Here is a 24,636-nt window from a genome sequence, read left to right as displayed (position 1 = left end):
ACGAAATGCCCAGCGAGACGCCCTGACGCCCTGTCACTACCGCTCGGTACGCTTCCCCTCGGCATGGCACGACGGAGGGGAGAGCTGTGACGACGACAGCAGCGAATGAGCGAGGGTTGATTCCCCCGTTTTGCAGGGCACAGGAGCTGACCGGCCTGGACCGGACGGCAGCGCTTCGGAAGGCGCTGTCCTTCCGTCGTCACAACGAATCGGAGCCCGTCCCGGCTAGGACCGCCGTCATGCAGGTAGACGGCCAGCTTCCGATGTTCTCGGTCGATGAGGTCGTGTCTATCACCGACCTTCGACAGGAATCCTTCATGGTCGAGGCGGCAGTGGACATCTTGATCCGGCAGATCCGTGTTACGCGGGAGGCTGTGCACGCGGCACTTGAGATCCACGCCTCTCAGAGTCGGAGGGAAGCCGCAGAGACACTGACCGCAGCGATGGATGAATGCCGGGAATACTTCCTGCCACTTTCTGCCCGGATCGGTCCGGGCAGAAAGGCCTGGGAAGCGAATTCGTCTCCGGTGCGGCTGGAGAAGTTGTTCTCGGTCATGTCGGATGCTACCGCAGGACGTGGCCGAGAACTCCGCCTCGCCTTGTGGGATGCAGCGGAGAAGAACGGTCCGGTGATCTTCGCTCCGATCGCCGGCTTCTACTTGGATGCCATCGACACTATCCACCACCAGGACTTCGAGCACCTGATCGCCGCGTTCCTGGACCGTGACGGGTACCGGGTTGTCCGCTCCGGCGGCGGCTCCGGCGACCAGGGTGTGGACGTCCTCGCTGTCGATGATTTGGGGCGTCACATCGCCGTACAGTGCAAGCACTTCCAGCAGGGAAACGGGACGGTTGGTCAGCCGGTGGTGCAGCACCTCTACGGGGCCGACCTGCCGCCGAGGACATTGCCGATCGTCGTTACCAACGGCCGGTTCACCGGAGGTGCCGAGGTCTGGGCCAAGGAGGGGGATAAGGTCCGGCTCATCGGCCGTGAGCGGTTGAAGAAGTGGGCGGAGAAGGGCCGGTCGCTGGCGGAAGTTCTCACGTCGTAGCCCGATACCCTGTCGGGGGGGCGTGGTGGCCCTGGATGACGGTAACGAAGGGCTTGCCGGCATGGGTGGCCGCCAGCCAGGCGCCGGCCTCCTTATGGGGAACGCCGATCCGTTGTCCGCTTCGCTCTGCTCGATTCAGCCCGTGTTGCCAAGAGCACGAGCCCTTGCCGACATCGTGGACGAGCGCGAGGTATTCGGCTGCCTCGGCAGTGCCGAACGTCGACCCGAACTTTTTGGCCAGGGCCGCAGATCCGCGGAGGTGGTCCTCCAGGGTGCGGCGCTGGCCGTGGGGATTGCGACTGTGCCCAAATGGGTCTGTCGGTGCAGGTGCGCTGACCGTCGTTGCTGGCTACGCGTCCCATGCGGTTGTACGGTAGCGGCTCGTGGGGGCTGCTGGTCGGAGGACTTCGGAACCTGGAGTGTGCGAGCGACACGCCGGTCACGCCGAGGGGGAATGCCGGGAATGCCATGGATTGTGGCTGTAACTTGCGTCGGCGCGCAGGCTACGCTGCGGCGTAACAGCCGGTCAGCTGGCGTGGCGGTCGTCCTCCGGGGCGGCCGAGGATTGCAACACGGCCACCCACCAGCTCTGACACCTCGCCAGCACGTGGCGGTCGCCCTTCGGGGTGGCCGAGGATCTCAACGCCCTGGTGGTCATGGACGATTGAGGCCAAGCCGTGGCGGCGGTCACCGTTCGGGATGGCCGAGGATCGCAACTTGACGTTAGAGTCGAAGGGCTCACTCGCCGTCGGTGCGACGAGAGTGACCTGTTCGACGTGCCCGTGAATCCGCACGACCATGCCGACCCCGGCCAGCACCGTCCCATCCCCACCTGCGGACGCATCGCACACCGAGGCTTCATCGGCCGCCTCGGCCAGAGCCACGACGGTCTCCTCGCGGGCAATCGCCGCGCGCCGCGCAGCCTCCTCCGCTTCGGCAGCAGCGGCCGAACCCGTCCCAGCTCGACCCGTAACTCCTCCGCCCGAGCCCGGGCAACCGCTCTGGTGAGGTGCTTGCCCTTGCGGAGGCAGCCAGAAGAGGTGGCTATCATTCAGTTACCAACCTCGTCAACGTCTTTGAGTCCGGCCGTAGTCAAGCGGACATCGGAACATATCTCGTAACTCCGCTATAAAATAGTGGAGTTCAGTTCGAGCGTTGCCAGGAGGAAGCCTGTCGATCTTTGCCTACGGCCGTCGATCAACAGCCGGACGAGGAGCCAGGCCTTTCGCTTATCGCCCATCGGGCACGAGCTACGGGAATAGGTCGTAGAGGTCCCGCGTCAATCGAGTTCCTCGCGCGGCATCGACCTTGGAGCTTCCCTGGTTCGGTGGGACGAGATCCACGTAGTATCCAGGCGTCAGTGCGTAGTTGTAGTCGCGCACCGTTTCCAGATCGGCCGAGAAGCAGAAGCCGGGCTCGTCCTGGTACGTTCGACGATGCCGACGGGCGGTGGTCGAGCCACACCAGGCGTGGTAGGTGCCGGCGATCACCGCGAGGTCCTCATCGCTAAGCTCGACTGCGCCGCGGTTACCTTCCCGGCCCAAGCGATGGGCATCGATGAAGAGGATCTGACCCGTGCGGTCCTCGTTCTGAACTGACCTCCGTGGGGACTTGCTCTTCGACAGGACCCATAGGCAGGTCGGGATCGACGTGTTGCGAAATAGCCCGGCAGGCAGTGCCACCATGGCACTGACCTGGTCGGCTTCGATCAGTGCCTGCCGGATTCGGCCTTCATCCTTCTCGGAGGATGGCATGGATCCGCTTGGCAGGATGACGCCGGCCGTGCCGTGATCGCTAAGTTTGGAGATCGCGTGCTGCAGCCATGCGTAGTTGGCGCTATTGCCCGGCGGGACGCCGTACTTCCACCTGGGGTCGGCCTTGTCTCGCGCCCAGTCGCGGATGCCAAAGGGTGGGTGAGCCATGACGAAGTCCGCCTTGAGGCGGGGGTGCCTGTCGTCAGCGAGCGTGTCGCGGTGGGTGTCGGCAAGGTCGGCTCGGAGATTGTGGACGGCGAGGTTCAGTTTGGCCAGGCGCCAGGACTGGGCGTTGGACTCCTGGCCATAGAACGCGATATCGGCCGTGTGGCCATGTCGAGACTCCACGAAGCTGCTGGCCTCGACCAGCATGCTTCCCACGCCGCACGCCGGATCGTACACCGATCCGTGAAGCGGTTCGATGACCTCGGCGATCAATCGGGAGACCGACGGAGGCGTGTAGAACTCGCCACCTCGTTTCCCCTCAGCAGCCATGAAATAGTCGATGACCTGCTCGTAGACCGTGCCTAGGCTTTTCCTCTCCGGATCGTCCTCGGGGGAGTCGAACCGGATTGTGTCGATGAGGTCCATGACGTCTCTCATACGAGGCTGGTCGAAGCCGGGATAGAAGAAGAGCGTCGGCAGGACACCTGCCATGAAGGGGTTCTCATGCCTGATGGCCGCCATCGCCTCCTCAAGAAGCCCACCGACCGACCGAGTCCTGGCCCGGTCTGAGATGTAGGACCAGCGGGCGACATCCGGGACCCAGATCGTGTCGGCGTCGGCGTACGTGTTCCGGTCTTCCAGGAGCTCGTTGAGGTGCTCTTCATCGATGCCCACGGCGCGGGCTTCCTGGGCCACACGGCTGCGAAGTTCCTCGAAAACATCGGACTGGTACTTCAGGAAGATCAGGCCGAGGAGGACCTCTTTAGCTTGCGAAATGTCAACGACGCCGCGGAGCTTGTCCATTGCCACCCAAAGGACGGCATTAAGGTCCAGGTCGGGGCGCGAATTGGGCAGCTCCGGTCCTTCGGGGGAGTTCCTCTGACGTGGTGCCATCGGGCGAGCCGTCTCCTTGAGCCGTGGGTGAGTGCAGCCGGGGCGGACGGCACATGCGCCGTCGATGGTGGTCCGAATGATCGGGCGGAGCACATTGTCCCTCGCCAGTGCGTTACGGTGAGGCGGGTGACGCGGCCGAGCGCCGGTCCACCGATGGGGTGCGGGGTTGCAACAGGAGCGGGGATGACAAGCATCGGACTGGCAGCGGCGATCGAGGAGCTGCGGCAGGAGCTGTATCGGGCGCAGGACCAGGGCTCCGACCAGCAGTTCGCTTTCGGCATCGAGGAGGCCCAGCTGGAGCTGCACCTCGAACTGCGGGACAGTGGCAAGGGCGACGGCAAGCTCAACTTCGGGGTGGCTGCCGTCGGCGTGGGTGGGGAGCTCACCACGGTCCGCACGCACAAGCTGACCTTGAAGCTCTCGGTCAAGGACCGTGCGGCCAACGGGACCAGCCCCGAGATCAGCGACGACGAAGTCGGGTCCTGGGACGAGGAGTGAGATGGATCCGCGCAGACTGGCGCTGATCCGCAGCCGGATTGCACAGGGCACCCATCGAGTCGGCTCCGGCTACCTGATTGCCCCGCGCTTGGTGCTCACCGCCCGTCACGTGGTGGTCGACAAGGAGAGCGGCAAGCACTGGCCGACGATCCAGGTGAGCGTGGGGCACCCCGGCGACGGCGACACCGTGAGTGTCGAGGCGGACCGGGTATGGCTGCCCCCACAGGACCTGGACGTTGTCCTCCTGCGCCTGGCCGAGGCAGTGGTGGTCTCCGGGACCGTGAGCTGGGGGCACCCCGTCGGCAGGGCCCCGCTTCGCTACGAGGGGCTCGGTTTTCCCCTGGCCAACGCCGGCAAGGAACGTGAGGTCGAGCACCTGCGGGGCGTGCTGCCCCTGTTGTCCTCTGGATCCCGCGGTCTCTACGTGCTCGACCAGGAACCGGCCCCTGCTGTTCGAGAGGACGGGAGGAACGCCTGGGGCGGGGCCTCCGGGGCCGCGGTCTTCTGTGAGGGCCATCTCGTCGGCGTGGTGATCCGGGAGGACCACTCGTACGCAGGCCGCCGATTGCGGGCATACCCTGCCCACGCGTTCGCGGGGAGCGAGGCCTTCGACCAAGCCTTCCGCACGTACGCCGGGGGGCCTCCTCGCCTGGCCGAGATCGGCGCACTGTTGCCGGAAGCCAGACCGGCGGCCGAGTTCACGCCGTTCGAGAAGGAACTCAAGCGTCGGCTGTGGCTCTTGCTCTCGAAATCGGACGACCGAGCCGTCCACGCCCGTGCGCTCGCTGAGCAGTTGGGATACCAGCGGATACCGGAGCGCTACGAGCCGTCGATCGGTGACGTCGTTGGGCTGGTGGCGGACAATCCCCGCGCACTCGCATCGCTGAGCACCACCCTGGCCGCCACAGCGCGCATCGAATCGGTCGAACGCGCCGAGCTGACCGCGCTGCTCACCTGGGCTCGGGCTGCGGACGTCGGCTCGCTGCTCTCCGTGGAGGAGTACGAGGATCTCCTGGAACTGCTTCGGGGTGTCTGCGAGGATGATCCCGCGCTGCTTCCCCGCTCGGCGCGCGAAGCCCTGCGGTACGCGCGTCTTCCGGAGGCGCTCTCCCACCCGCATCTGTTGGTCGATCACCTCGACGAGATCGTCGAGAAATTGGAGTCGATGTCCGACAGCGAACGCGTGGCGGACGGAACGCCAGCGGTGCCGGCCCTGTTGCGGGTAGTGGAGTACGTGGCGGCGTCTGTGGGGGCCGAGTGCGGCGCGGACCTGCGCAAGTGGTCCGAACGTGTGGCTGACCGGGTGGGCATCCACCGTTCCGCCCTCAAGGAGCGCCGTGCGGACGCCGCCCAATGGGTGGGGCGGCAGGTGTCGCCGGTGTCGCGCGTGGTGCTTGAACTGACCAGCGATCCAGGGACCACCGATGAGCGGTACACCTGCCGGATCCTCCTCGCCCGCCAGGACGGCACAGTCACCGTGCTCCACGAGTCACGGACGGTGTCGAGGACGGCGGCGGAGGTCGCCAGGTCGCTGCGGGAGGCCGTCGAATCCGTCGCCGGTGAACCCGGTCAGGACGATCAGGTGCCCTGGGTGTCAGTGCTGGTCGACCGGCAGGGACTTCACCTGGCCGTCGACGAGTGGAATCCGGGCGCGTCCGAGGACATCCTGCCCGAGGAACCGATCGGGGCCGAGTTCCGTCTGACCCTTACCTGCCCGGAGATCACTGGGCTTCGTTCGGCTCGGCGCAGTGATCAGCGACGCCGTTGGAAGAGCGGGGCGGCGTTGTCACTGATCACGGACGGGGACAATGCCATCACCCGGGCGAGGCTCCGGCATCTTCTGACGACCAGCCATCGCGACGCCGCCCAGGTCGTCCTGCACACTCCCCGGGACAAGCGGATGGAGATGCTCGTTACCTGTCTGGCTCTCGGCGTCCCGGTGGTCCTGTGGGACCGAGAGGCCGACGGCGTCGGCGACGCCAAGAGGCTGCAGGGCGTAGAACCGGGTGGCCCCCTGGCCGATCTGCCCGAGCGCGTCCGGGTTTACCGGAGCGGGGCCTTCGCGAGTCCCGAGACCGGCCCGGCCCGCCCTTCGCTGGTGTGGGAGGACGAGCACCCGCAACCGGTGCCCGAGTCGTTGCACCTGATGGACCCCGAATAGGAGACCGCCTCTCATGACAACCACAGAGCCCCGAGCCGGCCGTGGGACCCCTCAGCCGGACGGCGGCTGGAGGCTGTTTCACGGCGACGGAAGGCCCCGCGAGGTGGCCTTCCCTCCGGCTCCGCCGTGGCGCCGGTTCTCTGCCGAGGAGCCGTTGGAGGAGCAGGGCACTCCTGGCGCCCGGCCCTACCTCATCGGCCCTGACGAGGCCGGTGTCGTCAACGCCGCCCTGCACCTTCGCAGGCCACTCCTGGTGACCGGGCACCCCGGCACCGGAAAGTCCTCCCTCGCCCACGCCCTCGCCCACGAGCTGGTCCTCGGCCGAGTCCTGCACTGGCCCGTGAACAGCCGCTCCACCCTGCAGGACGCCCTGTACCGGTACGACGCCGTCGGCCGGCTCCGCGAGGTCAACCTGCGCCGCGACGCTGGTGGCCAGGAACCCGACATCGGCCAGTACGTGCGCTTGGGCCCCCTGGGCAACGCCCTTGTTCCGCAGGACCGGCCCAGGGTGCTACTCATCGACGAGCTGGACAAGGGCGACGTCGACCTGCCCAACGACCTGCTCACTGTCTTCGAGGAGGGCGAGTTCGCGATCCCGGAGCTCGCCCGCCTGACCGAGAGCCGCTACCCAGTCCCCGTTCAAACGGACGCCCCGGACCACCCCGCAACCGTCACACGCGGCCGGATCCGCTGCCGGGAGTTCCCCATCGTAGTGATCACCAGCAACGGCGAACGTGACTTCCCCCCAGCGTTCCTGCGGCGCTGCGTCCGGCTCGACCTGCCCGAACCCGACGAGCAGCGGCTGCGGAACATCGTCTCCGCGCACCTGGGCCGCGACGCCCTCGACGGCATCGACGACCTGCTGGAGGAGTTCCTCAACCGCCGCGCCCCCGGCGAACTGGCCACCGACCAGCTCCTGAACGCCGTATTCCTGCGCAAGAGCGGCGTGCGCCTCGACGCAGGACGCCTCCTCGAAGCCGTCCTGCACCAACTCGGCGGAGCGGTGTAACGGCATGCTCGGGCGGATGAGGGACGTACTGGCCAGAAGCGGAGTGGAGCTCTCCGACGAGGAACTCCTCGACGTGCTCTGGCTCGCCGGACGAGTGCCCCCGGACACCGGGCCGCTGGCCCGGGGACCCGAGCGCGCCATGCCCCGGCACCAGTGCGACCCCCAGCCCGAGCAGGCCTCCGCCGTGCCGCCGATCCCCGCCACGCCTGCCGAACGGCCCGACCCGGAGCCATCACAGGACGCCATGCCCGAACGTCCGCTGCAGGCGACGGCGCAAGGCGACCAGCAGCCGCTGCCGGACTCGACGCAGTCCCGCGCGCACAGCGTCCGGGTTCCGGACAGCCGGCTCCTCGATGCCGGGGAGCTCCGATTGGGGAAGGCGCTCCGCCCGCTGCGGCAGCGCTTCCCCGACGACCGGCGGCACGAGCTCGACATCGTGCGGACGGTCGCGGCGATGGCCGATACCGGGCTGCCCGAGACTGCCACCCAGCCGGTCCGGACCCGTTGGCTGTCCCTGGCACTCGTCGTCGACGACGGTGTCTCCATGATCCTCTGGCAGCGTCTGGCCTCCGAGGTGCGCCGGCTCATGGAACGTGCGGGCGCCTTCCGCGACGTGCGCGTCTACGGCCTCGACAGCCGCAGCACCCGTGCCCCGCTGCTCAGCACTCGCCCCTACCGGAGCGGGGCACACCGCTTGGCGCCAGAGAGCGTGACCGACCCCACCGGCGGCACCCTCGTCCTGGTAATCAGCGACGGCATCGGGAAGGCGTGGTGGGACGGCCGGATGCGCCGAGCGATCGACCGGTGGGCGAGGCGCGGCCCGACCGCGATCATCCATGCGTTGCCGGCGCGTCTCTGGCCGAGCTCGGGTATCTCGGCGCGGCGCTGGCAGGTCACGTCGCACCGCCGTGGTGGCCCGGCGACGACCTGGCGTGTCACGGACCCGGTGCTGCCTCCGGATCTGGTCGAGTTCGACATGGTTCCCGTGCCGGTCCTCGAACCTTCGCCTGAGGCCATCGCGGATTGGGCGCGACTGATCGCGTCGCCTGGAACCACCGCTCTGCTCCCGCTGTGGAGCGGTGACCGGTTCGGTACCGACCGCCGCGCCGCCGACACCCGGCAGGCCGACGACGCGGAGGCCGTCCTGCGCTTCCGTGCCGCGGCGTCCCCCGAGGCCTACCAGCTCGCGGCGCACCTGGCGGCCGTGGCTCCCGTTACCCCACCGGTGATGCGCCTGGTCCAGAGCGCCCTCGGCCCGCCGACTGACAGCGGGCACATCGTGGAGGCGTTCCTCGGCGGCCTGATGCGGCGGGTCCACACCGACGGGCCGGAGCCACTGCCCCACCAGCAGCCCTTCGACTTTTCACCAGAGACCCGCCGGATTCTCCTGGGCGCGCTCCCATCGAAGGAACTGCTGCGGACCACACGCGTCGTCGCGGAGCAGCTGGAGGCTTCCATCGGTCGTTCCCGGGGTTTCCCGGCCTGGATCGGCCACCCAGACGGCACAGTCGTGACTGGGGACACCGGCCGGCCCTTCGGCTGGCTTACAGACCGGCTCCTGAGCCGACTCGGTGTCCCACCGGCAGGCGCGGGAGCGATCGGCACCGATCTGGAACGGACCGCGGCCTCGGACGAGGTGGATCCGACGGCGCGGCCCAGCTCCATGGCAGCCGCTCCGATGAGCGCGCCGACAGCGACTATTCCGGAGGGCTGGTCACCAATCCGGCCCGATGACCCTCGTTACCTAGGACCGTTCCGTCTCTACGCACGCAATGACCAGGGGTGGAACGCCGTCCGGCTGTACCTGGCACAGGACGAGGACGGCGATGTGGTCCTGGTGCGGACGTCCGCCCCGCTGTTCGACCAGGACCGGGCCATGGCCTGGGATCTCATGCGCACGGAGGCGGACTGCCTGGAGCGTATGCAGGGCACCTATGCCCCGCAGCTGCTCGACTCGAACGTGGGCGACCAGGAAGGCCCGCCATGGCTGGCCTCCTCCTTCACCCGTCGTCATGAGGGTCCGCACGCTGATCCGGCGCCGAACCTGCGGGATGTCTTCGAGGAGAATGGAGGACTGGTCGATCCCTATCTCTTCCACCGCATCGGGCTGAACGTGGCCCGTGCGGTCGGCCGTGCGCACGGTCTGGGCCTGGTACATGGATCCATCACGCCCAAGACCGTCCTGGTGACTGGCCAGGACGTTCAGCTGATCGGGTGGATGACCTCGTCGCGAGATGGATTCCACAGCCCCTACCGCTTCGAGTTTATGCGGAGCCAGGTCTTTCACGAATCAGAAGACGATCTCTCCGAGCCGACGACGGAGAGCGATGTCTATGCAATGGGCGCCATGCTCATCGCCTTCGCGACGGGCCGGTGGACGGATCTCCGGGCCGATGTCGAGCTGCGTGAGGCGTTGGCCGAGTCAGCAGCCGACACACTGATCGCCGAGCTGTTGTGGAGATGTCTGGATTACGACCCGGCCAATCGACCCACCGCTGACGACGTGGCCGACGCCTTCGCCTCGAATCCCGGTGATCCGGCCGAAGCCGAGCGTACGGCGGAAGACCTTGCTACCGCGCGAGAGAACGTCCGTCGGCTCCGAGAACAGGCGGCACGGAGACCGGACGCCCATTGGGCCGACCTGGCCAGGAACCTGAACATCCTCGCCAACCATCTAAGCAGCGTCGGCCATTGGGAGGATGCAATCGCTGCTGCTGAGGAGGCCATCACGCTGTACCGGCAGTCGGCAAACCAGCCGCCCCAGCCATATCACGCTGGGCTGGCCCAGGGTTTGAACAATCTCGCCGTCTATCTCGGTGAGGCGAACCGGCCGGATGAGGCACTCGTCGCTGTCAGTGAAGCCGTGGCCGTGTACCGGACGCTGCATCGAATTAATCCTGACGACTACCGGGCTGGCCTCGCGCTAACCTTGAACAACCACTCGAACCGCCTGGGTGAGCTGGGTCATGAGGCCGATGCGCTTGCTGCGATCTCAGAGGCGGTGGGCATTTACCGGATGCTCGTCCGGGAGGATCACGAGCAATTCGCGCCCGCGCTTGCCAGGAGTCTGAACAACCTCTCGAACCGCCTAGGCGAGCTGGGTCAAGGTGAGGAAGCCCTCGACGCCATCAGAGAGGCGGTGGATTTGTACCGGGAAGCGGCCTTGAGGGATCCCGAGGCCATGCTGCTGCAATTCGCCACGAGCCTCAGCAACCTGACTGTGCACCTGGGCCGTTCGGGCCGTCGGGAGGAGGCTCTTGCAACCCTTGCCGAAAGCATGGAGATCCGGAACACCCTGACCGGTCGGCCGCGCGATGTGGTCGATGGGGATCTCGACCTGCCGGAGCGGCTGACGTCCTGGTTGCTCGATGAGGCCTAAGATTGCTGCAGGACCAGCAGAGGGCGACCGTCACTTGCCGCACTGGAAGCAGCGAAACAGATCCAGGGCCGCAACCAAGGAGCGCCCGGCAGCTGCTCTGTTGATGTGCTCGCTCTCCCCGGCGCAAGGTGAGCTGACTACCATTCAGCCGTCAACTTTGTCAACGTCCTTGAGTCTGGCGGTAGTCAAGCGGACACCGGGACATTTTGGTGAACTGCCGTATATGTAAGGTTAGTTAGTTAATTTCTACTCGCCGCTGTCACTGCATGTGGCGCGGCAACTCGTGGGCGGGACAGCCACGTCAAATCCGCCCACCCACGCCTCAACCTCGCTACACTCACCGCCCCCAGGCCGCTGACCAGGGCATATGGAGAACTCTCACTGGAGCATTAGGGAGTGCGGAAAATAACGCTGTCCCACGGCACTTGGCCAGCGGTCCCGCGCCACTCGTCGTCCGAGGTCACGATACGTACAAGGCCATTTGGATTGTCAGACCGCGCGGGTAACCTGTCGGGCGTGCACAACATGACGGACCCGGTCGCCGCCCGACAAGCGGCGAAAGCCGCCGAACGAGAGCGCCTGACACGGGCGCGTGAACGCCGGGAGGGTCAGGGCTCCTCGGGCGTGAGCGGTTTCATCCAGCGCAAGTGGCGTTGGCTCGGTGTCGGGGGCAGCGAGGCCGTCGAAGCCGTGCTGGCCATGCTCTCGGAAGCGGTGGCGGTCGCCGGGACACCCGAGGCGGAACGGGCGGTACTCACTCGGGCGCTCGAAGGGGATCCGGACCGCGAGGGCTTGTTGCCCGCGGTGCAGGCCGGGCTGAGCCACCTGCCGTCAGCGTCGGTCCTCGGCCACATGCGCAACCTTTGGGGCACCGGAGTGCGATGGCTCAACGAGGCGGGCCTGGAACGGTGCCGACTGCTATGTTCGACGGCGCCCGGCCTGGACCTCGTTGGCAAGCGTTCCCTAGCGGTCACGGGCGGTCCCGCCTTCTCCCTCTTCGCGACCGCCGCCACCCGTGGCGCGATTCCCATACCCAACCGCTTCCTGGACGGACTTCTCGCCTGGGCTCCTCTGACTGTCATCGACGATCTGGTCGACCATGGTGGCCTGCTGGCCGAGGACGCGCCCTGGAAAGTCCGCGACGACCAGGAAAGTCTCTACCTGCGCGCGCGTCTCGCACCGGAGAAGATCACCGACGAGGAGGCAAGGCGGCTCGGCTGGCAGGCCTATCTACGCCGACAGTCATTCCTGAGCGGCGAGACGCTCGCCCGGCAGGAACCGGACGATCTATGGGACCTCCTGTACGACGTCGTCCTGGACGGTGACATGGCATCCCTTGACGCACTCGACGCGACTCTACCCCGAGCCCAGCAGATCGAATTGCGCGATCTCAAATCGGGTGCTGTGTCCGGGCAATGGCCGCCGAGCATGGGCGAGGACCGCGGACTCTGGCGCCTGATGACCACTCTGTGGAATCCACGGGAGCTCATCGACGCCGGGCGCAGTCCCTTTTACGCGCTCGTCGCCGCGAACCGGGCTTACGACCTGGTCAGGGCGGGCGAGATGGAGGCGGCGGCACTTCAGGCGCACTCCCTCACCCGCGGTGGCAGCGGCCGGAAGGTCCCCGCGGAGCTGGTGCAGGAGGGATATGCCATCGCGGCGTACGTGGCCGTGGAGCAGAGCGAGACGCTCGAGTCGGCCACAGGACGGAACAGACTGCTCGACTCCGCCGAGGAGTACGCCGAGAAGGCCGCCGCGCAGGGTGGCGCCGTCGCCGAACGCAACCTCCGACTCCTGCGCGCCTGGAGGGGGACGAGGCGGAACGACCGCGGCCCGTTCAGCAATCCCTTCCTCGAAATCGGCCTGGATCACGGTGCCGACGGTTGGGAGGAACGTTGCCGGAAAATATTTCGCCAGCGCGAGGGAGACGCCAAGGCTCAGTCCGCCCTGAACTTGGCCGAGGAACGTATCCGTGGCGCGCTGCGCGACGAGGCGGGCTGGGACGTCTTCTACCGGTTGCCACTCGACCTGTCGCGGTACGCCATGCCTTCTCAGGTGCCGCGGCATCTCGTGCCCCCGGTGGAGGCCCTCCCGCGCCGGACCCCAGTCACGAGTGGCGGCGAGTTGGAGGCCATCCGTGCCCGTGCCGCCGTCGAACTCCTCGACGACTTCAGGACCACCGCCCCGCACCTCGACCGCCACAGTTCCACGCGATGACCACTGCGACGTCCGCTTCCCGACTCACCGCCCGTACCGAACGAATCAGAGCCTGATGCCTCCCAAGAAGAACATTCCCAAGAAAGAGCGCCCCCACCGCCCGTGCCCCGCCTGCGGCCAGACGCAACCCGGTGCGAGGGGCTCAAAGGCACCGCACAAACCTGGGGGCCTGAGGCGTCATAGAGAACGTGACTCCGAGGCTCCGGCCAAGTCGGCGAAGACCGGCGTCGCCGATTCTCCCGTCCGTCCCGACCCGATCGACGCGATGACGGTGATCAAAGGAGTGGCCGAACGCGTACCGGAGGCACTGGAGGCTGCCGGGGCCGGGGAGGTGCCGCCTTCCGGGGCGCTTGCCACGGCCGTACGCAGGGCGGTACTGGACGAATTCCGTACGCGCGCCCAGTTCGCCGGACGCCTCGCCGAGATCGACGCGCTGCTTTGGTCCCGGGCCGGGGACAGTCGCGAGGTGGTCGAAGGGGCGATGACGGCGCATCTGCGAGAACTGCGGCTGCTACGAGTGACGGAACCAGAAGCGAGCGACCGGTTCGTGGTGACCGAGGGCGAGGGAGACGCCCTCGAGCTGCTGAGTCCGGCGTACGTCGACGAGTTGACAGGGAAGGTCATTCTTGCGGGACAACTCCGGCGCGTCGCCGGCCCCGCGAGTATGAAGGGGGAGGAAGCATGACGGCAGCCGGCATCGACTTCGGGACCACCAACTCTGTCGCGGCCCAGTGGAACGGCGAGTACGTCGAAGTGCTGGAGATCGGCGGGCAGGGCCTGGACGCCAACTGGGGGCGCAGGGGGTTCGAGCTGCTCTACCCGTCGGTCGTCGGCACGAGTTCCCTGCGGCCGGGCACGCTGTTCGGCTGGGAGGCGAAACTCCGTTCCGAACAGGCCGTCGAGGCGTGCAAGCGGATGCTGCGGGAGGAACCGTTCGTCAAGCTGGGCGGTGAACGGTTCGCCGCGACCACCGCCGCGGCCGGCGTCTTCCACGCCATCGCCAGGGCCGCGGAAGAGGAAGCCGCCACTGAGATCCGCGAGGCTGTCGTCACGGTGCCCGCCAACGCGACCGGCGCGGCCCGATTCCGAACGCGTGAGGCAGCCCGTGCGGCCGGGATCACGGTCCGCACACTGCTGAACGAACCGACGGCAGCGGCGATCGCATACGCCCATGAGATGGAGGTCGACGGCGAGTTCCTGGTCTTTGACTGGGGCGGCGGCACGATGGACGCCACCCTGCTCCTGCACGACGACGGCTTCTTCGACGAGAAGGCGAGCCGAGGCGTCAACCGCCTTGGCGGCTTGGAGATCGACGCCCGGCTGCGCCGCATGGTCCTCGACAGGGCGCCCGCCCGCGGGCGCTGGAGCGACTCAGAGAAGCGGATGTTCGCCCTCGACATCGAGCGGGCCAAGATCCTGCTCTCCCATCAGGAGTCGGTCGGCGTCCAGACGCCTGACGGGGTCCTCGTCGAGATCGGACAGGACGAGTTCTCCCAGGCCATCCAGGACCTCATCAGCCGTGCGCTCGACCCCGTGGAGGAATGCCTGAAGCAGGCCCGAATCGACCCTCAGGATCTCACTGCCGTCCTGATGATCGGTGGCAGCAGCCAGATCCCAGCGGTACGCACCGCCGTCTCCGAGGCACTCGACTGCGAACTCGTCGACACCGCACTGTGCGACCCCATGACCGCAGTGGCGGAAGGGGCGGCGATCAGCGCGGCGGCCATGGACGGCGAGCTAAAGAGCATCATCCGCGTGGTCAACACGCACGCCCTCGGCACGATCACCAAGGACCGCGAGGGCAGGCTAGGATTCAGCGCCCTCATCGACCGGAACATGCGTCTGCCCCAGCAGCGCATGAAGTCGTACGAACCGCTCAAGGACAACATCTCCCGCCTGACCGTGGAAGTCTGGGAGGGAGACCCGGACCGCGATGTGAACCACCCGGACAACGTCAAGTTGGCCGACCTCGTCCTGACGTACCCACGGCGCTGCACGGCTGAGGATGGGGTCTTCGATCTCGAGTACACATACAGCAAGGAAGGTCTGCTGACCGTCAAGGCGACCCTTCAGAAGACCGGAGAGGTCGTCCTCGACGGAGAAGTAAAGGTGTTCGGCGACGGGAACGTCCTGCCCGAGGTGAAGAAGGAACTCGACCGTCTGCTCACCCTTGCCCCGACCGCCCGGCCCGCCGCCACGCCGACCCATCCGCAGCAGGCCCGACCCAGCGACCAGGGGGATGGACTACCCAAGCCCGCCCCGCCGCGTTCCTCACCACGTACGGCCCACACGAGCGCCGAAGCGCCGCCGCTCATCGTGGACGGCTCCAACCTTGCTTGGAACGGCCGGCCACCGCGCGCAGTGGGCGGCAAACCGAGCTTCGCGGCACTTGAGGCGGCTGTCCGGTCACTGCGGTTCAAGCATCCCGACCGCGACATTCACGTGGTGGTCGACGCCACGTTGCGCCACGACGTGTCCGCCGAGGAGCGCCCTCGAGTGGAGGCTGCCATCGCCGACGGGAAGGTCGTGCAGCCCCCAGCCGGGACCGAGGGCCGGGGAGACACGCTGGTGATCAGCATCGCTGAGGAGGTCGGCGGGGTCATCATCTCCAACGACAACTTCGTGCCATTTCAGAAGGCGAACCCTTGGCTTCGGGACACGGGGCGGGTCCTCGGCGCCACTCACTCTCAGGGGGTATGGGTCTTCAACCGGCGCATACCGAATGTGGCGGCGCCCGCCCGGCCGAGGTGACGCGCTCCGGGTACCAGGCGCGGACTGCCACAGTCGCTATGGGGTTCCGCAGTCCGCGCCAGGACAAGCGGGTGGTTTCTAACGGTCGTTGCAACACGTGGTCGGTTTGATCAGGCTGTGACGAGTTTCTGCAGGCGCTCGGCTGGGGTTTCCCAGCCGAGCGTTTTGCGTGGGCGGCCATGCGCGCAGCCGCGGCGTTCCGCTCCGCAGGCACCCGTGATGAGTGGGGACGGTACGGCACTTTGGAGGAAAGCGAACTATCATTCAGGTGAACACTCTGTCAACGTCCCTGAGCCTGGCGGTAGTCAAGCGGACACCGGGAACGTATCGTCCAAACATGTTTCCTGAAGCCGAGTTGATTACGTCGGTCAGGCCGGCCGACCCCTGCCAGGCTACCCGCGCCGGTGCCCCTGTGTGATCATCACGGTGACGGGTTTGTCAGGATGATCGTCCGGGCGTCCACAGGCGTCGGAGCCGCAGCCAGCGGCGGAGCCTGGAAGTTGGTTCTGGTGCGGGGACCGGGGTGCTCGGGTCGAGCAGGCGACGATCGCGGGCCCGGTTCTGATCGATCTCCGCCGCCGAGTACCGGCGGCTCCAGCGGACGCGACCGTCATGGATCCAGTAGTGCGACTGGCAGCGGAGTGACCAGTTGCAGATCGACGGGGCCAGGGATACGTTCTCGCCATCAAAAGTGAGCTTCCACTGCGCGGGGGAGAGCGGTGTGATGACTTCGTGTCCGCAGCCGCAACAGCACAGGTGACCGCAGGTGCGGTAGGGGATCGAGATGTACAGCTTCCCTGGATCCATCGCCGGAGGGAACGTCTCGGTGAAGACCGGATGCAGGGTGTCCTGGGCGGTCACGGGAGGTCCTCGTTAGCGATCTCGTTGGTGATCAGCGAGTAGGTGCTGTGTCCCTCATCGGTGGCGTCGGCGTAGATGCCGATGAAGCGCTTCCAACGGATGACGGCCAGGACGGCGTTCAGCGCGTTCAGGTCCGCGGTCTGAATGTTCCGCCCGTAGGCATCGCGTTCGAGAGCCGGCTGCGGGATGCGGCTGCGGGCTGGGATACGGCGGGTGGGAAGACTCGTGGTGACACGCAGCAGTCCACTGAGGCGGCCGTCGACCTCATCGACTCCCATACCGACGTCGATGAACGGCACGTTGTGCGCTTCGAGCCACTCGGTGATCGCCGGCTTGCCGGTGGCGTCGTCGGAGGCGAGGAAGACGAACGTCGCTCCGGTGAGCAGGTCGAGGTTCTCTTCGTCGAGGTACTGCTCGCAAGCCGTCACGCCCCGGTGCATGTTCGCGTAGATCGAGGCGAGGTAGACGGCCTTGGCCGGGCGGCTGCGCAAGGTGTCGAGGGTCGGGGCGCCCGGAGCCCGGAACGCGTTGTGGTTGTCGAAGGTGTCGCCGTCGACGAGGAGGATCGAGTCGACCTCGGTCTTGGCCACCTGATCGAGGATGTAGCTCCCGCTGCCTCCGAGGCCGACGATCACGACGCGGTGGCCCCGGAAACGGCGGTTGACGGCCGCGATGCCGGCGCGGGAGGTGGCGGTGTCCCTGTAGACGAAGGGGCTGTCGTCGTCGATCTCCTGCCACGCCGCGCCAGGGGTGGAGGTGGCCGAGGAGTCGAGTGCGTGCGCGTGGTCGGCGATGATCCGGGCATACGCGGTGATCTTCGTGTACTCGTCCGGGTAGCCGTCCGGGCCGGGCTTGCTGGAGAGCATGAAGCCCGCCCGCATGCCCTCGGCGATCTCCCGGAGGTCCGGACTCGCCAAGGCCAGCGGCCGGCCGTGCTCGTCGCACGGGACGGAACCGCTGAACCAGATGCGGTGGTCGGTTCCTGAGACCAGGCGGTCTCCGCTGATGGTCATGGGGTACGCGAGGAAGCCGTGCTCGACAGTGCGGTTCTCAGTGGCGTACGGGACGTGCCGGATGATGATGTGGCCGGCATGGACGACGACGTCGTAGCCATCGTCGAGAAGCCGGACCAGGTCAGGGTCACGAGCGAGAAGTGCGGTAGACATCGAAGACCATCCCCTTCTTCACCGCGACGCTGTGGCCGGCCGTCAGGCTGCCAGCTCCGTGACCGTCGTGGCCGCGGCTGTAGCGGACCGTGTAGGTGTCCTGATCGGTCGGCGGCTGGCCGGGATATGCGAGGTCGACGATCTGCTTGAAGGTGATCTCCTTCGCCTCCCAGGTGTGCGGGCGGGCGTTGACGACGATCGTGACGGGCGCGGGCCCGTGGCTGTCCTGGGACATGAGTCCTCCTGAAAGTGTGATGTGTGGTCGGCCCCGGGTTCTCCGGGAACCGGGGCGGGCTGTTCGGCGCGCCGCCGCGAGCAGCGGCACGACGGACGGCGGGGGTCAGCGTCTGGGCAGGGCGAGGAGGTTGTTGGTCCACACGCCGTCGGCGCGGGTCCGCAGGTACTTCTCGCCCTGTGCGGGGGTCACGACGAAGACTTCGGCGCGGCGCCCAGCCGCGTCGCTGGTGTAGGCCTTGCCGGACTTGTTCTCGATCCAGTTGACGAGCTGCACCCGGGTAGTACTTCCAGTGCTGCCGGACGTCTCGTTGGTCCACCACAGGTGGGTGATGTGCTCGTGCGTGGTGCCGCCAGGGGACAGGCGGACTGCGGTGATCTGAATGGCCATTGTTCTGTTCCTGCCGACCAGGTTCCGACGGCCCCGAGGCCGGCGCCCGGAATCCGTGAGCACCCCGGTGCGGGGTGCTTCGCCTGGGACAGACGACGTAACTCGCGAGTAGTGGTGAAGGCGGTGCGGATGTGGTTTGCGAGGCGTCAGGCACAGTTCAGGCAGCGATCACTGCCCGGCGAGAACATCCGGGAAGGATGCAGGGTGAAGCAGCTGGGGCACTGGCGCTCGGTGACGCGGGACGGGCAGGCGCAGCGGCCGCACTCGGGGCAGCTGGGGACGCGGCAGCGCGGACAGGCCGGTTCGAAGGAGCGGTACTCCTCGTTGCAGTTCGCGCAGATGTATTCGAGCGACTGGGGGCCGGTGTCGAGGGTGGGCGGGGTGAAGGCGCGCCAGGGGGCGGAGTCGGCGACGAGGACGGCGACGAGGTAGCCGTCCATCGGCGCGATGTCGGTGTGCAGTTCCCGTCCGAGGATGCCGTCGCGGTAGCGAACCCGGGTCCGTCCCCGGGCGCGGCCGGAGCCGGCCACGGCGCGGTCGACGACGGGGATGTCGACCTGACGGCTGCCGCGTGGCAGCGGTGGGAGGCTGTGGGAGGCACCGAAGACGAGGCGCCCCGCACGGTCGAGGAGAAGGATGTGCCCCGGCGCGGGCAGGCGCTGGGCGGCCCGCACGCACACTGCCATCCGAGAGGCGTTGCTCGACTGCCACAGCTGGGCGATCGCCGACGCGTCAGGTCCCTTGACGTCCAGGTGGCGGTCGACGAGGGAGGCGGGCAGCAGGATCTCAGCGGCGAAGGCGTCGCACGCCGCGTCCTCCAGGAGGACACCCCCATCGGGTTCCCCGCTGAAGGCCTCCATGAGCGCGAAGCTGTTTGTCTGCAGATGGTGGCCCAGCTCGTGGAGAGCGGTGAAGTCCCGCCGGGCGAGGCTGGCCGCAGCAGCGACCGAAAGACGCGGCGGCGGCCCGGAGTCGTACGCCCCGGCGACGCTGCATCCCTGAGCTTCCCGATCCTCGTCGACGTCCACAACAGTCAGCTCGGCCCAGGTTCTCAGCTCTGCGAGAGCGCCTTGGGTCAGGAGCTCCGACGCGCCGGGACGCAGGGCCTCGAGTTCCCGGACCATCGCCGCGGCCTGGACCCGGGCCGCGGCGGCGAGAACGTGGTTGACCATGCGGGATCCCCTTCTACTCGCCCAGACACAGTTCGAAGTAGCGGTCGGTGCGCGCTGTCCAGTTCGGCCCGGCTGGTCCGTCCTGGCGTGCCGAAAGCGCGAAGATCCCGTACGCGGCACGCAGTCGGGCGTCGTGCTCGGCCTCGTCGTACTGCGTGGCAAGCGCCTTCACCTGCGCGCGGCGCAAGGGACGGTTCAGCTCGTGCACGACCTCGTGTGGCAGGGCGGGGTTGGCCGTGATCAACTGATCGGCTGGCCGGCCTAGGCGCTCGGCGAGTTTGGTGGCCTGGTCGGGGGTGAGGGGCAGCTTTCCCCTCCACACGGCCAGTGCTTGCGGTGGCAGCAGCTCCAGCTCGGCCGCGAGATCTCCCGGTGTGATGGCCTTGTCCTTGAACAGCTGCGGCAGGCCTCCCGTTCCCTGCGGTTCCCACCGCGCTGCGGCGAGAACCGCGACCTTGTCGGCCAAGAGCCCGCGGTACTCGTTGCCCGCAGCGGACATGGCTGCGTTGCTTCCCCACCTTGCGCCGGCCACAGCATCGGCCAGTGAGCGGCCTGTGAGGGTAGGCCGGTCAGACAGCTCGCTGACCTGGCGGTGCAGCACGCACCAGGGAACGGTGGTCTCCAAGCTCCACCAGAGCGCCAACGGCTCCTCTAACGTGGACGCCGAAGCGGGGAGGAGCAGGGTGTCGTCGTCGGCGTACCGCTCGAACGAAGCCGGTACGGCCCGCAGTGTGTCGTCGTCGGTTGCGGTGACGAGTAGCGGCTGGATGACGTCTTCCCACGCAGCGCGCCAGATTTGGCCGGGCCGCGGGTCCTGGGGCGGTTCGGTGGCCACCCGGTGGACGGCGTCGGGTACCTTCAGTCCCGCTGCGACCGCCACCAGCTGCTGGTAGGCAGTGGTGTGGACAGAACTCATACCGTCTCCCCCGTGGCTGTGGTCCATCAGGTGCATTCTCTCTTCACTGAATCCGGACGACGCAACTTGAGACCGGTCAGGACTGGGCATCGTCGCCTCGCCGCAGCAGAGCTGCCATCACTGCCCGCCGATCGCATTCCGCGGACAGGGCCATGCGAAGCTTCGTCTTCAGGTTCGACAGGACAGCAGCCGCATGATCGTGCCGGATCTCCAACAGCTGCGCCGCGTGGTGAGCGTCCCCCTCGAGATGGGGAAGCAGCAGACGCTCGTTGGGGGACAGGTGTTGCCAGATGTTGTCGACCACTCCCTCGACCCCGACGGGGTCGGTCGTGATGGCATCGCGGGCCGCGTGCTGGACGGCGAGTTCGGAGACCGTGCCCTCGTCCGCGTACAGGGTGGTGAAACGAGCCGGTGCCAGGAGTTCGAACCGGGCCTCGAGGACCTTGGCGAGTTCTTCCTCCCGGACCGCACCCCGCGCGTACCGCAGCACGCCCAGGAGAACGGTCTTGAGGGCGTGGACCGTCTGCTTGGGCGTGGGGCCGGAGTGGTTCCAGCGGGTTATGCCGACTCCTGTTATCCGTGCAGCTTGTGTAGTGAGGTCGTCGAGGCCTCCTTGCCACACGGCGCCGTCGGCATGATCGACCAGCGTCCAGCGCGGAGGCGTACCCACGACCTTCCGGTAAGCCGAGTCCTCGCTCATCAGACGGGCAATCCGGCGTCGGAGCTTGCCCCGCGGCGTCTTCTTCGCCTCGTCGATCAGGAAGTTCCTGACCGACGCGAGAAGCAGGCGCTCCAACGAGGCGTCGTCAACGGCGAGCACCAAGCAGCTGGTGACGAACTTCCGTCCCTCTCCCTTGCGGGTCAGCATCGCCTTGAGCAGGTCGCAGGCGGCGTCGTCGCTCCACTCTGAGTGTCCCTCGGGTGGTGGGAAGCCGTAGGTGCGGCGCACCTGATGCACCAGCCGCTGCAGCAGTTCCAAGCTCGCAGGCCCCAGCGAACCCGTCTGCGACAGCTCCTCGAAAGCACCGCTTGCCACGAGCCACCCCGATCCCCGATACCCGCCCAGCGCCCGCAACCACAGGGCAGCGTCGACCTGGATACACCACCATGCGTGCCCAAGGCGCGGGACACGCCCGAGATATGCGGGAGCTGTTAGGCCGGGTCGTGCCCCGGGGATGTCGATCGGCGTCACGGGAGATCAAGCGAACGATGGAGACTAACGCCGTGACAGTGTGGATGGTCGACACCTCACCGACCTCGGCCACGATTGACCAGCCGGCCTTCGGCCCTCTGATGCTGCAGCGAACCCGAGGTACCGGGTCGTCCCTGCCCCGAGCGGGACGGCAATCCTCCACGCAAGCCACCGAACTGATCGCTGCCGAGTGGAGCCGCGACCGGGATCAGGCTCCGACCCGAACCGACAAGAGTTGGCTGGTCGGCTGTCAGCACCTGATCAACTGATTCTGCCGCTCGCCGATGGCACTCTGCCCACGCACGCACGACGACATCAGGGCTGTCCCGCAAAGCAGGTTCCAGCGACCCAAGCGGCCGGACAGATCGGTGGCCGACAAAGGCCAGACATCAAAGCAACGGACGCTCCGACCTGCGGAGTTCACCCCCGGACACCCCGTTCGGTCACCGGGGAAGTGTGTCGGGCTCCGGGCGGAGCCCGACACACTTCCCCGCTCAGCCGAGCCGGAGCCGTACGAAGTGCTCGACCACCTCGGCGCGCACTGCCAACGGCAGCCGACGGTCCCGGAGGATCGACCGCAGCGACTGCTCCGCCTCCCGCCGGTGTCCGTCGCCGAGACCGGCCAGAACCCGGGCGGCCTCACCCCAGTCGTCGGCCTCCCCCTGCTGGCCCCGGGCGATTGGGCGGAGCAGCTCCACCGCCTGATCCACGCTCAAGGGGTCCAGCACGACGAGGAGGAAGGCCGTCCGGGTGAGCGCCTCGGCGGGGACAGCCGGGTCGGCGACGAGCAGCTGGAGCGCGGCCACGGCCTCGGCCCAGTGCTCCACCCCCAGCCGGGCCAGCTCCCTCGCCGCAGCGGCGTTGTCGGAGGGCTTCAACGCGGGGTCTTCCAGGGCCGCCCGGAACAGGCGCAGAGCCTCCGGCGTGTGGCCGGGCCCCAACAGGGCAAAGGCCATGCCCAGATCAACCTGGAGCCGGGCCCGCTTCGAGGGCTCGCCCCGGTAGCGCGTGCCGCCGACGAACTCGGACCCCGGAACCGCGTCAGCCGGCAGGAACCAGTGCGCGGACCCAACGGCCCTGACGTGCCGCAGTGCCGTCTCCAGGTGGTCGGGCCCGAGCCGGGCCAACTCCCCTACGGCGAACAGGTCCAGGAACTCGGACCGCCGAGCGCGCAGGATCTCCGCCTCCAGCTCCGCCGCCCGCTTCCGGACCCTGCGTGCCTCGCCTGAGAAGTAGCCGTACCGGGGCACCGGCGGGAGCTCGGCAGGGCCCTGCGCCAGGTCGCTCCGTTCCTCCTCAATCTGCTGCCGGTAGCCAGCCCAGCCCTCCAGGCTGACCGCCAGGCCGGGCACCCGACGCTCCGCCGACGCGTAGTGGTCGTCCCCGAGGACCATCAGCGATTTGACCGCCAGTTTTCGGTTCACCGAGGTCTCGTCCTCGATCACCTTCCACAGGCACTCGGCGGCCTGGGCGTGGAACCGCCCGCCCAGGGTTTCGAGGACCTCGGCCGCGTCGTAGAAGTACTCGTTGCGCACCCCGCGGTGACCGAGCGCCCTCAGCACCTTCTGCCCGGCCTGCTCGTGATGGGCCGGGCCGAGGTTCGCCAGCCGCTGCGCCGCGGCGAGCGCCTCCGGGACGTTGCCGGAGGACAGGTACCCGTCGATCAGGGAGCCCAGCTCTGCGGCCTCCTTCGCGCGCGAGTCGCGCTTCCTCCTCGGGGGCGGGGCAGCCTGCTGGACGACGTGCACCTCGCCGATCGAACCGATGACCGTGCTGCGCCCCGAGGCCGAGAGCGACACAGCGGTGCCTCCGGAGTCCTCGGACCTGGCGCGGTCGACCTGTGCCTGCAGCGCACGCAGCATGGCCTGCCCGGATGCCGCGACGAGGTCTGCGGACTGCGTGCTCCCACCTCCGTCGGGGCCGGGGGTTCCGAGGGCGGTCAGTCCTGCGCCGCCCTCGGTCGGGTAGGGCCCACGGACACACCTCCGTGGATGACACCGGCGGCGACCGATCCCCCCTCGGCGGTAATGTGGAGGTCCCCGGCCACCGCGAGTCCACCGTCGCCCGCCGATACCCCGCCGCCCGCGTTCTGCGCCACATGCTCGACCAGGGAACGAAGGTCGGCCTCGGCGGCCGGCCAGTCCTCTTCGGGGAGGTCCTGGAGATGGTCCTCGAAGCGGGTCCGCCACGACTGCGACAGCTCGGCCCTGAGCCGTTCCACCTGACCGGAGTCGCTCCCGGCGGCCGAGGCCCGGGCGAGTTCGGCGGCTGTCCGGTCGAGACGTCGCAGGATGGACTCCTCGCCCTGCCCCGCGCGACCGAGGACGCGCGCCGTCAGGGCGCGGGTACTGTTCCATGCGTCCGTGCCGGCCGCGGTAACCACCGCCGTGGCCCCGGAAGCGGCGAGGGCCATGAGGATCTCGGGAAACAAGTCGAACTCCCTCCTGGAAAGCCGATCTGACTGAATGTAACCTACCGCCCCCCACCCTGCGGGCCGATCCGGTTCCTCGGCCCGTACAGCAGGCCCCGGGTCGGCGGGCGTGTGCTTCGCCGCCACGCAGAAGAAAACGCGTTGGGTGGTGGAGTGGACCTTCGCCTGGCTTCACCAGTTCAAGCGCCTGCGGTTCCGCTACGAGATACGCGCCGACCTCCATCTGGGCCTGCTCCAACTCGCCTGCAGCATCATCTGCCTGCGGAAGCTCCGGACCTCTTTTCTGAAATGATTAGTTAGAGGGCGTTTGAAGTGAGTGGATTGCCCTTTATGCCCTAGTAGGTTCCCCGCCAGGTTGGTGTGCTCTCGTCCGTTATGCGCTTGGTGAGGTTG

The 24,636-nt window shown here is 67.7% G+C and carries 20 protein-coding genes and 1 pseudogene; 9 read left to right on the top strand and 12 right to left on the bottom strand.

What is annotated here, in order from left to right; genetic code table 11:
- The first annotated feature begins 86 nt into the window (after window positions 1-86).
- Window positions 87-1,052, top strand: coding sequence for a restriction endonuclease (locus tag ACZ6EM_RS00105; protein WP_465771228.1), 966 nt, complete (start codon window positions 87-89; stop codon window positions 1,050-1,052).
- Here the strand turns inward: ACZ6EM_RS00105 and ACZ6EM_RS00100 are convergent.
- From ACZ6EM_RS00100 to ACZ6EM_RS00090, 3 genes are all read right to left on the bottom strand, one after another.
- Window positions 1,042-1,323, bottom strand: a complete 282-nt coding sequence (locus ACZ6EM_RS00100) for a CRISPR-associated endonuclease Cas3'' (RefSeq protein ID WP_465771390.1) — start codon at window positions 1,321-1,323, stop codon at window positions 1,042-1,044. The two genes, ACZ6EM_RS00105 and ACZ6EM_RS00100, sit on opposite strands and share 11 nt — an antisense overlap.
- Before the next feature lie 232 nt (window positions 1,324-1,555).
- Window positions 1,556-1,936 (bottom strand): hypothetical protein, encoded by a 381-nt coding sequence (locus ACZ6EM_RS00095; RefSeq protein ID WP_465771227.1) that lies wholly within the window; start codon window positions 1,934-1,936, stop codon window positions 1,556-1,558.
- Window positions 1,937-2,302: 366 nt separating this feature from the next.
- The gene (locus ACZ6EM_RS00090) at window positions 2,303-3,865 is read right to left on the bottom strand and encodes a type I restriction-modification system subunit M (RefSeq protein ID WP_465771226.1); all 1,563 of its coding nucleotides are present in this window, start codon (window positions 3,863-3,865) and stop codon (window positions 2,303-2,305) included.
- Window positions 3,866-4,048: 183 nt separating this feature from the next.
- On the opposite strand from ACZ6EM_RS00090, the gene ACZ6EM_RS00085 reads away from it, so the two are divergent.
- The 7 genes from ACZ6EM_RS00085 (at window position 4,049) to ACZ6EM_RS00055 (ending at window position 15,880) form a co-directional block, all read left to right on the top strand.
- Window positions 4,049-4,363: a trypco2 family protein gene (locus ACZ6EM_RS00085; protein ID WP_465771225.1), complete on the top strand. Its 315-nt coding sequence runs from the start codon at window positions 4,049-4,051 to the stop codon at window positions 4,361-4,363.
- Between the two features lies 1 nt (window position 4,364).
- The gene (locus ACZ6EM_RS00080) at window positions 4,365-6,524 is read left to right on the top strand and encodes a VMAP-C domain-containing protein (protein ID WP_465771224.1); all 2,160 of its coding nucleotides are present in this window, start codon (window positions 4,365-4,367) and stop codon (window positions 6,522-6,524) included.
- 13 nt (window positions 6,525-6,537) lie between these two features.
- Window positions 6,538-7,533, top strand: a complete 996-nt coding sequence (locus ACZ6EM_RS00075; RefSeq protein ID WP_465771223.1) for an AAA family ATPase — start codon at window positions 6,538-6,540, stop codon at window positions 7,531-7,533.
- Window positions 7,534-7,549: 16 nt separating this feature from the next.
- Window positions 7,550-10,912, top strand: a complete 3,363-nt coding sequence (locus ACZ6EM_RS00070) for an SAV_2336 N-terminal domain-related protein (RefSeq protein WP_465771222.1) — start codon at window positions 7,550-7,552, stop codon at window positions 10,910-10,912.
- A 525-nt stretch (window positions 10,913-11,437) separates the two neighbouring features.
- Entirely contained in the window at window positions 11,438-13,129 is a 1,692-nt protein-coding gene (locus tag ACZ6EM_RS00065) for a hypothetical protein (RefSeq protein ID WP_465771389.1), read from the top strand.
- A gap of 265 nt (window positions 13,130-13,394) precedes the next feature.
- Window positions 13,395-13,814 carry a hypothetical protein gene (locus ACZ6EM_RS00060; protein ID WP_465771221.1) on the top strand — a complete coding sequence of 140 codons (420 nt, stop codon included), beginning with the start codon at window positions 13,395-13,397 and terminating at the stop codon, window positions 13,812-13,814.
- Entirely contained in the window at window positions 13,811-15,880 is a 2,070-nt protein-coding gene (locus ACZ6EM_RS00055; RefSeq protein ID WP_465771220.1) for an Hsp70 family protein, read from the top strand. Before ACZ6EM_RS00060 ends, ACZ6EM_RS00055 begins: the two co-directional genes overlap by 4 nt.
- Window positions 15,881-16,318: 438 nt before the next feature.
- Here the strand turns inward: ACZ6EM_RS00055 and ACZ6EM_RS00050 are convergent, their stop codons facing one another.
- From ACZ6EM_RS00050 to ACZ6EM_RS00010, 9 genes are all read right to left on the bottom strand, one after another.
- Window positions 16,319-16,741, bottom strand: coding sequence for a ubiquitination-like system serine protease family protein (locus ACZ6EM_RS00050; RefSeq protein WP_465771218.1), 423 nt, complete (start codon window positions 16,739-16,741; stop codon window positions 16,319-16,321).
- Window positions 16,738-17,907, bottom strand: coding sequence for a ThiF family adenylyltransferase (locus ACZ6EM_RS00045; protein ID WP_465771217.1), 1,170 nt, complete (start codon window positions 17,905-17,907; stop codon window positions 16,738-16,740). The genes ACZ6EM_RS00050 and ACZ6EM_RS00045 overlap by 4 nt, the downstream gene beginning before the upstream one ends.
- A complete protein-coding gene (locus ACZ6EM_RS00040) occupies window positions 17,882-18,142 on the bottom strand; it encodes a multiubiquitin domain-containing protein (RefSeq protein WP_465771216.1) in 261 nt (86 codons plus the stop codon). The genes ACZ6EM_RS00045 and ACZ6EM_RS00040 overlap by 26 nt, the downstream gene beginning before the upstream one ends.
- A gap of 105 nt (window positions 18,143-18,247) precedes the next feature.
- Entirely contained in the window at window positions 18,248-18,532 is a 285-nt protein-coding gene (locus ACZ6EM_RS00035; protein ID WP_465771215.1) for a DUF3892 domain-containing protein, read from the bottom strand.
- A gap of 146 nt (window positions 18,533-18,678) precedes the next feature.
- Window positions 18,679-19,704 carry an ImmA/IrrE family metallo-endopeptidase gene (locus ACZ6EM_RS00030; protein WP_465771214.1) on the bottom strand — a complete coding sequence of 342 codons (1,026 nt, stop codon included), beginning with the start codon at window positions 19,702-19,704 and terminating at the stop codon, window positions 18,679-18,681.
- A 13-nt stretch (window positions 19,705-19,717) separates the two neighbouring features.
- Window positions 19,718-20,620 carry a hypothetical protein gene (locus ACZ6EM_RS00025; protein ID WP_465771213.1) on the bottom strand — a complete coding sequence of 301 codons (903 nt, stop codon included), beginning with the start codon at window positions 20,618-20,620 and terminating at the stop codon, window positions 19,718-19,720.
- 76 nt (window positions 20,621-20,696) lie between these two features.
- Window positions 20,697-21,599 carry a hypothetical protein gene (locus ACZ6EM_RS00020; protein ID WP_465771212.1) on the bottom strand — a complete coding sequence of 301 codons (903 nt, stop codon included), beginning with the start codon at window positions 21,597-21,599 and terminating at the stop codon, window positions 20,697-20,699.
- A gap of 707 nt (window positions 21,600-22,306) precedes the next feature.
- Window positions 22,307-23,674 (bottom strand): hypothetical protein, encoded by a 1,368-nt coding sequence (locus ACZ6EM_RS00015; RefSeq protein WP_465771211.1) that lies wholly within the window; start codon window positions 23,672-23,674, stop codon window positions 22,307-22,309.
- 77 nt (window positions 23,675-23,751) lie between these two features.
- Window positions 23,752-24,243, bottom strand: coding sequence for a hypothetical protein (locus ACZ6EM_RS00010; protein ID WP_465771210.1), 492 nt, complete (start codon window positions 24,241-24,243; stop codon window positions 23,752-23,754).
- Window positions 24,244-24,376: 133 nt separating this feature from the next.
- On the opposite strand from ACZ6EM_RS00010, the pseudogene ACZ6EM_RS00005 reads away from it, so the two are divergent.
- Window positions 24,377-24,535 (top strand): annotated as a pseudogene (locus ACZ6EM_RS00005) (transposase); the annotation flags it as partial.
- Window positions 24,536-24,636: the final 101 nt, after the last annotated feature.

The organism is Kitasatospora sp. NPDC041917 (assembly GCF_055589745.1).
This window is presented reverse-complemented; position numbering and strand designations above follow the sequence as displayed.

Bases quoted from the DNA above. Each gene is read 5' to 3' on its own strand.
- ACZ6EM_RS00060 (WP_465771221.1), top strand. From the start codon at position 13,395: ATGACGGTGATCAAAGGAGTGGCCGAACGCGTACCGGAGGCACTGGAG.
- ACZ6EM_RS00070 (WP_465771222.1), top strand. From the start codon at position 7,550: ATGAGGGACGTACTGGCCAGAAGCGGAGTGGAGCTCTCCGACGAGGAA.
- ACZ6EM_RS00045 (WP_465771217.1), bottom strand. From the start codon at position 17,907: ATGTCTACCGCACTTCTCGCTCGTGACCCTGACCTGGTCCGGCTTCTC.
- ACZ6EM_RS00055 (WP_465771220.1), top strand. From the start codon at position 13,811: ATGACGGCAGCCGGCATCGACTTCGGGACCACCAACTCTGTCGCGGCC.
- ACZ6EM_RS00040 (WP_465771216.1), bottom strand. From the start codon at position 18,142: ATGTCCCAGGACAGCCACGGGCCCGCGCCCGTCACGATCGTCGTCAAC.
- ACZ6EM_RS00090 (WP_465771226.1), bottom strand. From the start codon at position 3,865: ATGGCACCACGTCAGAGGAACTCCCCCGAAGGACCGGAGCTGCCCAAT.
- ACZ6EM_RS00035 (WP_465771215.1), bottom strand. From the start codon at position 18,532: ATGGCCATTCAGATCACCGCAGTCCGCCTGTCCCCTGGCGGCACCACG.
- ACZ6EM_RS00075 (WP_465771223.1), top strand. From the start codon at position 6,538: ATGACAACCACAGAGCCCCGAGCCGGCCGTGGGACCCCTCAGCCGGAC.
- ACZ6EM_RS00080 (WP_465771224.1), top strand. From the start codon at position 4,365: ATGGATCCGCGCAGACTGGCGCTGATCCGCAGCCGGATTGCACAGGGC.
- ACZ6EM_RS00085 (WP_465771225.1), top strand. From the start codon at position 4,049: ATGACAAGCATCGGACTGGCAGCGGCGATCGAGGAGCTGCGGCAGGAG.
- ACZ6EM_RS00015 (WP_465771211.1), bottom strand. From the start codon at position 23,674: ATGCTGCGTGCGCTGCAGGCACAGGTCGACCGCGCCAGGTCCGAGGAC.
- ACZ6EM_RS00065 (WP_465771389.1), top strand. From the start codon at position 11,438: ATGACGGACCCGGTCGCCGCCCGACAAGCGGCGAAAGCCGCCGAACGA.
- ACZ6EM_RS00025 (WP_465771213.1), bottom strand. From the start codon at position 20,620: ATGAGTTCTGTCCACACCACTGCCTACCAGCAGCTGGTGGCGGTCGCA.
- ACZ6EM_RS00030 (WP_465771214.1), bottom strand. From the start codon at position 19,704: ATGGTCAACCACGTTCTCGCCGCCGCGGCCCGGGTCCAGGCCGCGGCG.